Origin of the sequence: Gilliamella sp. M0320, assembly GCF_016101635.1 — a bacterium.
GTDB classification, from domain to species: Bacteria; Pseudomonadota; Gammaproteobacteria; order Enterobacterales; family Orbaceae; genus Gilliamella; species Gilliamella apis.
Map to the genome: position 1 here is coordinate 67911 of NZ_JACFQD010000007.1, position 12454 is coordinate 80364.

Genomic DNA, 12454 nt, shown 5'->3' on the forward strand with positions numbered 1-12454 from the left:
AACCCTAGATCAACTAGGGCTGCATTAAATTGCAAGGAATGGATGAAAGGAAATAAAACAATGAAACAATACTGTCTAGCCTCATGAATCATTGTGGCGATACTATAACAAATCAAAACCGACTGATTAATGACGTTGAGGTTACAAAATAGTCATTAAATTGTCATGATGTCATTTCCCTTTTTCATATATCCTATTACTGCATTATGCAATTTCGATAACCTGATAGAACATTAAGGAATATTCAATATGAAATTGTTAGTTGTTGAAGATGAACAAAAAACAGGTGAATATCTACGCCAAGGATTAGTTGAGTCAGGATTTATTGTTGATCTCACAGATAATGGCTTAGATGGCTATCATCGCGCAATGACTGAAGATTATGATTTAATTATTCTAGATGTAATGCTCCCTGATATTGTTGGTTGGAAAATAGTTCAGTCTTTACGTGAAGCAGGTAAAGACACGCAAATTATTCTTTTAACTGCAATGGGAAGTGTTGAAGATAAAGTTAAAGGGCTCAATTTAGGCGCTGATGATTATTTAGTTAAACCATTTTCTTTTGCCGAACTATTAGCAAGAGTTAAGTCATTATTAAGACGAAATGTACCACAAGTTAATAATTATCAATTAAGTATCGCAGATCTTGTTATGGACTTACCTAAACGAACCGTAACCAGAGGTGATAAAAGAATTGATTTAACCAATAAAGAGTTTTTATTACTGGAATATTTTTTACGTTATCCTGGTGAAGTGCTCCCTAGATCACTCATCGCTTCCCAAGTATGGGATATGAATTTTGACAGTGATACCAATGTTATTGATGTAGCAATTAGGCGTTTGCGTAACAAGATCGATGCTGATTTTGAACCAAAATTGATTCATACGGTCCGAGGAATGGGATATAAATTAGATGTATTGGATGAAGAAAACTAACATCATATCATTTCGTATACCACTTATTGTATGCCTACTGACATGTGGGCTACTTTATTGTTTTAGCTATCTTATTGAACATACATTTGAAAAAATTTCGATTCAACAAAATGTCACAGAACTGAATTCTGTCATCACCTCAATCGAGCGTGAGCTTACCTATTATTCGCCCGATGAAAACCGTGATGAATTTTTTCAAAATCTTTTACTTATTTTAACCGGTCATCATCACTTATTTGTTTATATTATTGATGATTCAGGAAAAATTGTCTATCGTACCCGAGGGCCAAATCTATCTATTGCTTTATCGCAACAAGATTTTGATCGTTTAATTACTGAAAATAGTACTGCAATTTGGAATATTGATAAATCGTCTTATCGTATCGGAGCCTCTAGAGTACTATTGGAGGAAGGTCGCCAATATACGACGATAGTTGCAGTAGCGCGTGATTTACAACTTGAATTTATTAAGCGATTGAGAAATGGTTTAGGTTTACTTATTGCTATTTCTTGTGTTTTGGCTTTAATAGGGTCATTAATTTCAATATATTTTACGCAAAAACCGATCAATCGTTTAATTAAAAAGATTGAAGGCATTAATATGAAAAGTTTAAATTATCGTATTTCAACCAAATCAGTACCGGTGAAATATGTTAGTTTGGTTAAAGCTTTTAATAATATGCTTCATCGAATGGAAGATGTTTTTGATCGGCAACGCAATTTTACTGCTGATATCGCTCATGAAATGCGCACGCCAATTACTAATTTAACCACACAAACGCAAATAGTATTGAATAATGCGAGGTCAACCGATGAATATCGAGAAATTTTATATTCTAATTTAGAAGAGTATGAAAAAATGTCTCAGATGATTTCTGATATGTTGTTTTTGGCTCAAGCAGATAATCATCAATTGGTTCCTAACCTTATCGATATTGATTTGCACTCCATGATCAGTTTGATGTGTGAATATTTTGAACCTCTAGCGGATGAAAAAAATATTACTTTTGATATCGAAGGTAGTTGTTCTCATATTGAAGGCGATAAAATGATGTTAGGACGAGCGATAAGTAATATCTTATCCAATGCCATTCGTTATACCCCTACAAATAAGACAATCAAAATTAGCTTGAGTCAAGTGAATCAAAAACGAATTCAAATTATTATTGCAAACCCAGGTAAAAAGATTGAAAGTCGCCATTTACCACATCTTTTTGATCGTTTCTATCGAGTCGATGAATCTCGGCATCGTAATGGTAAAGATAGCTCAGGAACAGGGATTGGTTTAGCAATCGTTAAATCTATTATCGACACGCATAAAGGTCATATTCATGTCGAATCTGATGATTTATCAACTCGATTTATTATCAAACTTCCTACCGTTATTTAACGTCAAAATCACTTATTAGTAGATTAGCTGCCGCATAGGCAGCTTTTTCTCGTAATTCAGCAGGTACTTGTTGATTATCAACTATCTCATTGAGAACTGTCATTACCGCACCTAAAGCATCATCAATATAACCTAAATCATTACTACCAATTTGTGCATATTTTTCCCGAATTAACTCACTATATTTGTTCATTTTACTATCCTACTGATTAAAATAATTTAAATATGATTTAAATAAATGTTATTAACTGTTGATAAATTTCATCAGCAGTTATGGATTGCATCGTTTTATCTGTGGAAATGATGCTATGCTGGTTTTTACCATATCCGCCAATAAGTTTCGGATCGGTATTGCCAAATAAAGTAATATTAGGTCTATCCAATGCTGCTGTTAAGTGGCTTAGTCCTGTATCGACGGATACTACAGCTTTGGCGCCGGCAATAACCGTTGCAATTTCATTAAGAGATAATTTAGGTAATACTTCAACATGTTTGAACCCTTGAGCTAAACGTAATGCACGTTCTTGTTCATGTGGAGCTCCCCATGGAAGTTTAACTTTTAGACCAGTAGGTTCAATCAGCTCAATTAAATTACGCCATGCCGATTCAGTCCAATGTTTTTCATCACGGGTAGTTGCATGTAGGAAAATCAAATATTTTTGGTTATCAGGTGGTAATGATGTTAAAAAATGATCAGCAATAGCATAGTCACCAATCGAATCTGGTTGTGAGTAGCTAAGACTTTTAGCAAATAACATACGGACACGTTCAATTGCATGCATCTGTTTAGGAACATGATGTTTTACGTCATAAAACCAACTTGCAATTGGTTCTTTTATGCTTTGGCGATCCAAACCATGTTTGATACCTTTCGCTTTACGAGTGATTAAAAATGCACTTTTAATTAGCCCTTGAGCATCAATAATGCAATCATACTGTTGACGCTGTAAGTGTTCTATAAATTGATGGCGTTCTTGACGGATATTCTTAGCGAACCAGTTTTTTCGCCAACGTCTAATTGCAACCGGAATGACGTCATTTACTGCAAAATGCCAACTGGGAATTTGACAAAAGTTTTCTTCAACAACCCAATCAAATGTTATATCAGGTATGCAGTTAGCTGCATCAGTTAAAGCAGGTAAAGTATGCAATACATCACCCATAGATGAAGTTTTAACAATTAACACGCGCATAATTAACGGCTCTTTTCGCAGCGAACAATAAGTTTCATTAATGTTTCAAATACTAAATCTGGTTTTATATCAATAAGGCTTTGATGATATCCTTGTTCTGCATCACCTTTACGAACGCGATGATAGCCAGTGATTAAACGGATCACTTCAGCTTTATCGGATAGTGGCGGGGTAAAATCAGGACTACTTGGCCCATAGAGTGCGACTAAAGGTTTATCTAGAGCTGCAGCTACATGCATAAGCCCTGAGTCATTGGTGACGACAGCTTTACACGCAGCAATCAGATTTATTGCTTGTCCTAATTCAGTTTGTCCAGCAAGGTTAATGCATTGTTCTCCAAGATTCATTTTGGCAATGATTTGTTCGCCAACTATTTTATCTTTTGCTGAACCGAAAATAATAATTTTAGCATGCTGTTTTACGATTAAATCAGCTAACGCAGCATAGTGATAATCAGGCCAACGTTTGGCTGGACCAAATTCAGCACCAGGACAGAAACCGATTAAAGGCACGTCACTAGGAATATTAAACGTTGCTAATGCTTGATCTACTTCATCTTTTTCAACACTAAGCTTTGGCCACAAAATTGGTTGAGGCAGATCTTTAGCTGAATGAATATCTTGTTTAGGGTAGGCTAGAGCGACATAGCGTTCTACCATTAATGGAAAGGCTTGTTTATCCAGCACTCTTAAATCATTTAATAAGCCATAACGCATCTCACCTTTCCAACCTGTACGTTTAGCAATTTTAGCAAAAAAAGGAATAAGTGCCGATTTAAATGAATTAGGTAAGATGATTGCTTGGTCGTATTGATTATTGCGTAATTCCTTTCCTAACTGATAACGTTTGCTTAAAGCAAACTCACCATGGCTAATAGGCATAGCAATTGATTGATTTACTTCAGGCATTTTATCTAACAAAGCTCGGCACCAAGTTGGTGCCATCACATCAATTTCAATAGATGGATCTAATTGTTTTAATGTGCGATATAAGCTTTGTGACATCATCATGTCACCAACCCATGAAGGACCAATAATCAACGTTTTCATTGCGGTTCCTTTATTGTTGGTTTAACCATTGCATATATTCAGTTGTTCCTTGAGACACTGTTTTAAACTCAATTGGACAACCTGTTTTTCTGAATTTAGTCAGATCAGCTTGAGTAAAGCTTTGATAGCGTCCTTTTAAGTGTTCAGGGAATGGAATATAATCGATTTCGCCTTTGTGATGATAGTCTAATACTGCATCAGCGACCGATTGGAATGATTCAGCACGACCAGTTCCACAATTAAAAATGCCAGAAACTTTGTTTTTCCAGAACCATAAATTAACTTCAACCACATCGCCAACGTAAATGAAATCACGTTTAAAATTATCACTGCCAGCAAATAATTTAGGCTTTTCTCCTTTAATTATTTGTTCATTCAAGTGGTAAGCAACGCTAGCCATGCTACCTTTATGGTTTTCACGAGGTCCATAGACATTGAAATAACGAAAACCACAAATTTGTGAACTTGCATTAGGTAAAATTTCTCGTACGTACTGGTCGAATAAAAACTTTGAATAACCATATACATTCAAAGGTTTTTCATAAACTCTATCTTCAATAAAATTGTCACTACGTCCTCCATAAGTTGCGGCGGAAGAAGCGTATAAAAAAGGAATATCAAAATCTAAACAATAATGCAGCAAATCTTTTGAATAGTTGTAATTATTTTCCATCATAAATTTGCCATCCCATTCAGTAGTAGATGAACAAGCTCCTTGATGAAAAATAACTTCAATATCCAGATTTTCACCGGAGACTATTGCTGAAATAAACTCATCTTTATCCATATAATCAGCAATATCTAAATCTGCTAAGTTGGCAAATTTAGTACCATCGGTTAAATCGTCTACTACTAAAATATCTTTTCGGCCTAACTCATTCAAACCTTTTACAATATTACTTCCAATAAAACCTGCACCGCCAGTAACAACTATCATAATGACACCTTTAACTAATAAAATTAATGGCACTATAATAACGATTTATTGGCAAATTTTCGAGTGCTCTTTTAGTTATCTTAATTTTGTTTGTTGTTACTTGATGATCATAAAATTTGATTTAGTGATATATATCTGTGATATGAATCATGCCAATAAATTGTTTTTTATTATCAATCACAGGTAAAACGGTTATTGGTCTAGGTTTATGTTGTTCCATTTTATGTAAAGCCTCAGATACATATTGGCTATGTTCAATAGTTATTGGTGTGGTTATCATTAACTCAGAAACTTGAATATCTAACAGATTAGAGTGATATTGTAATTGTCTACGAATATCACCATCGGTAATTATGCCAAGTAATACATTGTTGTTATCAACTATCGCAACAGCTCCTATCCCCGAATTTGTCATAGCAAAAATAGCGTCAGAAATAGATTTTTCTGCAGTAATAGCAACCTTTCTACTATGTTTTTCAACTAACTGTTGCACTGTCATTAAACGTATTTGGCCTAGATTTCCGCCTGGATGATAAAAAGCAAAATCTTGTGAGCTAAATTTCTTTGCATGCATCACTGATATTGCTAGTGCATCACTTAAGGCTAATTCTACCGTTGTACTTGTTGTTGGTGCTAAATTGAGAGGGCATGCTTCTTGGTCTACATGGGCATCTAAATTGTAGGTTGCAAAGCGAGCTAAGGTTGATAATGGATTACCACAAATTGAGATTAACGGAATATTAATTTGTTTTATGGTCGGTAAAATATTAATAATTTCGGCTGTTTCTCCACTGTTTGAGAGGGCAATAATAGTGTCATCTTTGGTAATGCAACCTAAATCACCGTGAATAGCTTCTGCTGGATGCAAATAAAAAGACGGAGTACCTGTGCTCATAAATGTAGCGGAAAGTTTACGAGCAATATAGCCAGGTTTTCCCATTCCTGTCACGATAACTCTTCCTTTGGTATGCAAAATTAATTCTACAGCATGGAAAAAAGTTTCATTAATTGAGTTAACAATTTCTTCTATTGCAGCAGCCTCTTGTTTTAGAACTTGTTTGGCTAGTTGTAACGTTTCATTTTTGCATACTTGAAAATCTTCTGATTTTGTTGCCATATCCAAATTATCCTTATTTATGAATTAAATTAACTCTGATGAAGCTTGCATTAGTAGATATAGAAATTGTATGCATAAAACTGAAGATAATTTTATTGATTCACAAAAAACTAACTAAGAAAAAGTGAAAGTTTGATTCAGATCACATTTGTTAAACCCGGTTGTGAAAGTGTTAAAACATTAACATTTTGTTGATTATTTTATTACTACAATGACGCCAACTTAATTGGGTAACTCACTATGAAACAAGAACTACCAAGATATAAAAGAATTTTAGAGTACTTAGATGAATATGATGTTGCCAACATCAATTTACTATCTAATTTATTTTCCGTTTCTCATATGAGCATCAGACGGGACTTAAAACTTTTACAAGAAAAGGGATTAATAAAAGTATCGTATGGAGGTGAAATAAAAAGAAGTTTTTTAAATGGCACCCCCCTATATAACATCAAACAGAATCGATTTTCTGAAGGTAAGAAAAGAGTAGGGAAAATAGCGGTAAGTTTATTACAACCAGGGATGGTAATTTTTATTGATGCAGGAACAACGATGCGTGAATTTGCCTTGAATATCAATGTTCCAATTACAGTGATTACTTTAGATTTACATGTGGCCTTGGAGTTATCTTCTCGGCCAGAGGTGAATACGATTATTTGTCCTGGTGAAATACAAACTACAAATGCCTCAGCTTATAACACTCAAGCCATGAAGTATCTTTCAGAACAGGTTATTGATTTAGCTTTTATTGGCGCAGATGGTTTTAATCTAGAAGATGGTGCATTGACCACAACACAGATTAAAGCTGACTGTAAATGGATGGCATTATCTAGATCTATTCAATCGGTTCTTTTGGTTGATAGCAGTAAATTGGGGCTTAGATGTCGTTTTAAAATCTGCGATTTAAATCGATTTAATTATCTTATAACTGAAAAACAATTTCCTAGTAATTTTGAAAAACAATTAATAAAACAGGACATTAAATATATTTATTAACTGATGTAACTAATATTTAGTTAATTTTGGTAGATGTATAAAAGTTCATTTAGTGAGCTTAATTTTTGAGAGGAAGCAAAAATATGAAAGTTGCCGTTGTAGCTGATGATTTGACAGGTGCTAATGCTACCTGTGCTTTATTAAGCAAAAAAGGGTTTAATGCAATTACATGTTTAGAAAAATTTAATGAAGATCTTTCTAGATTTGATGTGATTTCGTTTGCAACTGATTCACGTTCAATACCTTATAAAGAAGCGTATTCACGGGTTGTCGATTGCATAAGCCAGTTTAGTAAATATCAACCTTTAATTAGTAAACGTATAGACTCAACGTTGCGAGGTAATCTAGGGGCAGAAGTTGATGCGGTTATTGACAATGACCCTAATCTTATGGCTTTGGTTGTACCTGTGTATCCATCTAGTGATCGAATTTGTGTTGGCGGTTCTTTATTAGTTAATGGTGTGCCATTACAGAATACAGCAATGCGTAATGATCCTAAAAATCCGATGACGGAGTCTTCAATTTTAGAATTATTTCGTTGCCAATCTCGATATCCTGTCTCACATATTACTCTCAAGGATGTTTTAGAAGGTAAAGATAGAATTGAGCAGCGTTTAAAACAAATATATCAACAAGGTGGTCGTATTGTCATATTTGATGCTACTACGGATACCGACATTAGTGTGATAGCGCAAGCAGCAAATAATGTTAATTTGCCTGTTTTTTGTGTTGATCCGGGGCCATTTACTGCCCAATTTGCCGATCTACGTTATTCATCAGAACGAAAGATGGCCAACAAAGTATTTGTTGCAATAGGTAGTGTGTCTGATCTTACTCAAAGACAAATAAGAAAATTGAAATATGACCGAAAAGTTTGGTTAGAAACGATATTGGTTGATGAATTGATAGAAATTTCTAAAGACATCAAGAAAGCTAAACCAATTGTAGATAAATTACTGGAAAAGGTTGATCAATTTGATGTGATCGGCATTGATACCGTTGAAATGCCAGAGCATGTTTGTGATTTAGCCAAGTTAGCTGCTAACAATAATATGAGTATGAGTGAAATTAGTAATACCTTGAATCAAGCTATTGCCGAAATAACTGCTCAAGTCTTATTCCACCCTGAATCTATTATTAGAGGTATTTATACCAGTGGTGGAGATGTCACGGTAAATGTTGTAAATCGATTAGGAAGTAGTGGTTTCTTACTTAAAGATGAAGTTGAACCATTAACGGTTTATGGACACCTTGTCGGTGGGAAATGTGATGGTTATTCGATAGTAACGAAAGGTGGATTTGTCGGTAACGATAATACGTTAGTCCATTGTATCGATTATTTGAGTACCAAGATTTCATCACATGAAAGCTTGAAGCATTAATACCTTATAACTAGTTCAACTTAGATAAAACAACATAAGTTGAGCAAATTTTGAGTAATTTTAAAGGAGTAATAAATGAAACGTCGTTGTTTAATCGGAGTCCCTATGGGAGATCCTGCTGGTATAGGTCCTGAAATTGTCGTGAAAAGTATTGCAGCACCAGAAACCTATGAATATGGATGTGTACTGGTAACTGGCGATAAAAAGGTGTTAGCTGATGCGTGTAAGTTTTCAAAAGTTAACTTACAGATTAATGAAATTACCGATCTAACTCAAATACAAGATAAACCTAATGTATTAAATCTTATTCAGTGTGGCGAATTAAATTATGATACGTTTAAAATTGGCCAAATTGAAGGGCAATGCGGTCAAGCTGCATTCAACTATATTAAAGTTATCACAGAGCTTGCTATGGAAAAAAAACTTGATGCCATTGCAACAACGCCTATCAATAAAGAATCACTTAAAGCTGGTAAGGTTAACTATATAGGTCATACCGAGATATTAGCAGATCTTACCGGTAGTCAAGACCCGCTTACTATGTTTCAAGTTCGAGATTTGCGGGTGTTTTTCTTAACTCGTCATTTAGCACTAGTCAAAGCCATTGAATCATTAACGCCAGAAAGAGTCTGTGATTATGCTATTCGTTGTAATGATGCATTGGTTAAATTGGGGATCAATAAACCTAGAATGACGGTTGCCGGTATTAATCCACATTGCGGAGAGCATGGCCTTTTTGGTCATGAGGATGATGATGTTCTATTACCCGGTATTGAAATGGCCCGTAAACAAGGGATTGATATTAATGGTCCTAAACCGGCTGATAGTGTTTTCCATTTTGCTATGGGTGGCGGCTATGATGCTGTTTTATCTCCGTATCATGACCAAGGTCATATTGCAACGAAAATGGTGGATTTTCATCGTACCATTTCTATCACTAATGGAATGCCGATTCTTCGTACATCTGTTGACCATGGGACAGCAAATGATATTGCCGGAAAAGGAATCGCTAATCCAGTGAGTTTGATTGAGGCTATACGTTTAGCTGCGCTATACGCACCGAATTTCAAACGTTAATAAGTAGCTATTATTACTTATAACAATTTATTTTTCGGTAATGATTATGTCATTATCGAAGGAGGGTTTGCATATGTCTAAAAAAGAAAATAATAATAAATCACTTTATCCTTATGTCTTATTAAATGGCATTATTTTAGTGGTTGTCGGATTAATTGTTTTTTATCTAGGAAGTTTACATAGTATTGAGAAGAGCAGCTGGCGAATGGTTGCCGGCTTACTCGTTGCAATTACTTTGTTACTATTTATGATTTTAAAGACAAGAATTCAGGCATTTCCTGCATTGATTATATCCGCTTTAATTACTGGCTCACTGGGTGGTATGCCTGGTGAATTTATGATCGCAACGATTAGTAAAGGCTTTGGTAATACGCTCGGTAACATAGGGATCGTTATTGGTTTTGGCGTTATGATGGGGTCAGTTTTGCAGATGAGTGGTGCTGCACAAAAAATGGCTCAAGTTTTTATTAACCTTTTAGGAAAAGGCAGGGAAGAGTTAGCATTAGTCATTATCGGTTTATTAGTAAGTTTAGCTGTATTTTGTGATTCAGCATTTATCGTTCTATTACCATTAGTGAAAGCAATTTCTCGTAGTACAGGTAAATCTGTCGTCGGACTTGGTTCAACATTGGCTATGGGTCTAGTTATTAGCCACAGTATGATTCCACCAGCGGTAGGACCATTTGGTGTTGTTTCACAATTTGGTATTGGCCTTGGTGAATATATGCTATGGGCAATGGTTGTAGCTATACCTATTACTATTGCTGGATTTATTTATACTCGCCATGTTGGTCGTAGTATTTATCAAATTCCAACGGAGGATGGTGAGAATTTTACCCGTGAACGTCTAACAGTTACTTCGCAAAATTTAGAAGATGATCAACAATTACCTAGTGCATTAGCATCGTTTGCACCAATTGTAACTCCGATTATTTTGATATTAACCGCTACTTTAGTAAATGAAATGAAATGGGATAGTTCGATTGCCATTATGTTAAAAACAATTGGACACCCAATTGTAGCTGTGGGCATTGGATTATTAATTGCTATCATGGCATTAACTAACTCATTTCCTCGAAAAGATGTTGTGCATCAAATGGAAAATTCAATTCGCTCTGCTGGTATTATATTGCTGGTTATTGGCGGTGGTGGCGCATTAGGAATGGTGTTACGTGACTCAGGAACAGGTCAAATTATTGCTGAATATATTGTTAAAATTGGTGTGCCTGGTATTTTGTTACCATTGACGATTTCAACTTTGATTCGCTTAATTCAAGGTTCTGGTGTCGTTGCCATGATTACCGCAGCGAGTATTACTGCACCAATGATTGGCACCTTAGGTGTAAATCCAATTATGGCCGGGTTAGGGTGCTCAATTGGTTCTTTTATGTTTTCTCACTTCAATGATGCTTATTTTTGGGTAGTTAATCGTTCATTAGGGGTAACAGAAGTTAAAGAACAAATTAAAGTTTGGAGTATTACTTCAACGGTATTATGGGCCGCAGGAACAGTGACATTATTAATTGTTAATGCCATTTTCTTCTAAGAAAATAGGGGTAGTGTAAAGGAATATGCTTCCCCTAATCTTTTCTCTAAATTAGTTATTATTAATTTTTGCGGTAACTAAAATATACCTTGCCAAACTGAGATAGGGTTCAGTTTGGCAAAACTGTTTTTCAATTTCTAATAACTCTGAGAAATGTGTTTCGGCTTTTGACTTATTGGTTAAATAGTCGTGAAAGACCCGAATCCCAGTTTTATTGATGATCTCAAAATTTTGTTGGTTTAACCATTGATACACGTGATTTGGATCGCGGGGATAATCAGGTGATAAGGTTTTCTTTTTGCGTTTGGCCAGTCCCGATTGAGTGTAACCAAAATTACCTAAAGTTACTGTTTTAAATAATAGCCCGTGATAGTTATAGAACATTAATGACAAATAACCATCTTGTTTAAGGTATTGTTTGAGCGACTGTATTATTTGGATTGGATCGGCTACCCATTCTAAAACGGCATGACAAATCACAATATCAAATTGTGTTTCAATGAATTGATTCAGATTTTGAATAGGGCAATGAATAAAATTTAAACTTAGATTTTCTTGTTCAGCTTGCTTTTTTGCTAATTCGAGCATTTGTTCGGAAATATCACAAACAGTAATATTATGACCTAATTTTGCTAATCGACAAGCAATCTGACCTTGTCCACCGCCTGCATCTAAAATAGTTAATGGTTTATTTGTTGGATAGCTAGCTAATATATTTTCTAGCTCTTGCCAAACGATAGCTTCGCGAATCTTGCCTTTGTTTGTGCCATAAATATTTTTAGCGAATTTATGGCTGATATCATCAAAATTACGATCGGTTTTAGTCATAAT

12 protein-coding genes are annotated in these 12454 nt (G+C 35.0%); 6 read left to right on the plus strand and 6 right to left on the minus strand.

Annotated elements, in window-relative coordinates:
- Positions 1–249 precede the first annotated feature (249 nt).
- Entirely contained in the window at positions 250–936 is a 687-nt protein-coding gene (locus H3T83_RS09525) for a heavy metal response regulator transcription factor (protein ID WP_034902561.1), read from the plus strand.
- Positions 923–2326, plus strand: coding sequence for a heavy metal sensor histidine kinase (locus tag H3T83_RS09530; protein WP_198215635.1), 1404 nt, complete (start codon positions 923–925; stop codon positions 2324–2326). Before H3T83_RS09525 ends, H3T83_RS09530 begins: the two co-directional genes overlap by 14 nt.
- On the opposite strand, the gene H3T83_RS09535 is transcribed toward H3T83_RS09530, so the two are convergent.
- The 5 genes from H3T83_RS09535 to H3T83_RS09555 form a co-directional block, all read right to left on the minus strand.
- Positions 2319–2519 carry a YaeP family protein gene (locus tag H3T83_RS09535; protein ID WP_065579167.1) on the minus strand — a complete coding sequence of 67 codons (201 nt, stop codon included), beginning with the start codon at positions 2517–2519 and terminating at the stop codon, positions 2319–2321. The genes H3T83_RS09530 and H3T83_RS09535 overlap by 8 nt on opposite strands.
- 37 nt (positions 2520–2556) lie before the next feature.
- Positions 2557–3519 (minus strand): lipopolysaccharide heptosyltransferase RfaC, encoded by a 963-nt coding sequence (gene rfaC / locus H3T83_RS09540; RefSeq protein WP_198215636.1) that lies wholly within the window; start codon positions 3517–3519, stop codon positions 2557–2559.
- A 2-nt stretch (positions 3520–3521) separates the two neighbouring features.
- Positions 3522–4568, minus strand: a complete 1047-nt coding sequence (rfaF, locus tag H3T83_RS09545; protein WP_110453289.1) for an ADP-heptose--LPS heptosyltransferase RfaF — start codon at positions 4566–4568, stop codon at positions 3522–3524.
- A 10-nt stretch (positions 4569–4578) separates the two neighbouring features.
- A complete protein-coding gene (gene rfaD, locus H3T83_RS09550; RefSeq protein ID WP_086320175.1) occupies positions 4579–5505 on the minus strand; it encodes an ADP-glyceromanno-heptose 6-epimerase in 927 nt (308 codons plus the stop codon).
- A 121-nt stretch (positions 5506–5626) separates the two neighbouring features.
- Entirely contained in the window at positions 5627–6622 is a 996-nt protein-coding gene (locus tag H3T83_RS09555) for an SIS domain-containing protein (RefSeq protein WP_198215637.1), read from the minus strand.
- A gap of 240 nt (positions 6623–6862) precedes the next feature.
- Here H3T83_RS09555 and H3T83_RS09560 point away from each other — a divergent pair, with 240 nt between their 5' ends.
- The 4 genes from H3T83_RS09560 (at position 6863) to H3T83_RS09575 (ending at position 11623) form a co-directional block, all read left to right on the plus strand.
- Positions 6863–7618 carry a DeoR/GlpR family DNA-binding transcription regulator gene (locus H3T83_RS09560; protein ID WP_086360826.1) on the plus strand — a complete coding sequence of 252 codons (756 nt, stop codon included), beginning with the start codon at positions 6863–6865 and terminating at the stop codon, positions 7616–7618.
- An 83-nt stretch (positions 7619–7701) separates the two neighbouring features.
- Positions 7702–9000 (plus strand): four-carbon acid sugar kinase family protein, encoded by a 1299-nt coding sequence (locus H3T83_RS09565; RefSeq protein WP_086356910.1) that lies wholly within the window; start codon positions 7702–7704, stop codon positions 8998–9000.
- A gap of 75 nt (positions 9001–9075) precedes the next feature.
- Positions 9076–10077: a 4-hydroxythreonine-4-phosphate dehydrogenase PdxA gene (gene pdxA / locus H3T83_RS09570; protein ID WP_198215638.1), complete on the plus strand. Its 1002-nt coding sequence runs from the start codon at positions 9076–9078 to the stop codon at positions 10075–10077.
- Between the two features lie 205 nt (positions 10078–10282).
- Positions 10283–11623 (plus strand): GntP family permease, encoded by a 1341-nt coding sequence (locus H3T83_RS09575; protein WP_065651964.1) that lies wholly within the window; start codon positions 10283–10285, stop codon positions 11621–11623.
- Positions 11624–11674: 51 nt separating this feature from the next.
- On the opposite strand, the gene cmoM is transcribed toward H3T83_RS09575, so the two are convergent.
- Positions 11675–12451 (minus strand): tRNA uridine 5-oxyacetic acid(34) methyltransferase CmoM, encoded by a 777-nt coding sequence (cmoM, locus tag H3T83_RS09580; protein ID WP_198215639.1) that lies wholly within the window; start codon positions 12449–12451, stop codon positions 11675–11677.
- Positions 12452–12454 lie beyond the last annotated feature (3 nt).

Coding starts and splice junctions, on each gene's coding strand:
- H3T83_RS09530 (WP_198215635.1), top strand. CDS start 923: ATGAAGAAAACTAACATCATATCATTTCGTATACCACTTATTGTATGC.
- H3T83_RS09525 (WP_034902561.1), top strand. CDS start 250: ATGAAATTGTTAGTTGTTGAAGATGAACAAAAAACAGGTGAATATCTA.
- rfaD (WP_086320175.1), bottom strand. CDS start 5,505: ATGATAGTTGTTACTGGCGGTGCAGGTTTTATTGGAAGTAATATTGTA.
- H3T83_RS09565 (WP_086356910.1), top strand. CDS start 7,702: ATGAAAGTTGCCGTTGTAGCTGATGATTTGACAGGTGCTAATGCTACC.
- rfaF (WP_110453289.1), bottom strand. CDS start 4,568: ATGAAAACGTTGATTATTGGTCCTTCATGGGTTGGTGACATGATGATG.
- cmoM (WP_198215639.1), bottom strand. CDS start 12,451: ATGACTAAAACCGATCGTAATTTTGATGATATCAGCCATAAATTCGCT.
- rfaC (WP_198215636.1), bottom strand. CDS start 3,519: ATGCGCGTGTTAATTGTTAAAACTTCATCTATGGGTGATGTATTGCAT.
- H3T83_RS09560 (WP_086360826.1), top strand. CDS start 6,863: ATGAAACAAGAACTACCAAGATATAAAAGAATTTTAGAGTACTTAGAT.
- pdxA (WP_198215638.1), top strand. CDS start 9,076: ATGAAACGTCGTTGTTTAATCGGAGTCCCTATGGGAGATCCTGCTGGT.
- H3T83_RS09555 (WP_198215637.1), bottom strand. CDS start 6,622: ATGGCAACAAAATCAGAAGATTTTCAAGTATGCAAAAATGAAACGTTA.
- H3T83_RS09575 (WP_065651964.1), top strand. CDS start 10,283: ATGGTTGCCGGCTTACTCGTTGCAATTACTTTGTTACTATTTATGATT.
- H3T83_RS09535 (WP_065579167.1), bottom strand. CDS start 2,519: ATGAACAAATATAGTGAGTTAATTCGGGAAAAATATGCACAAATTGGT.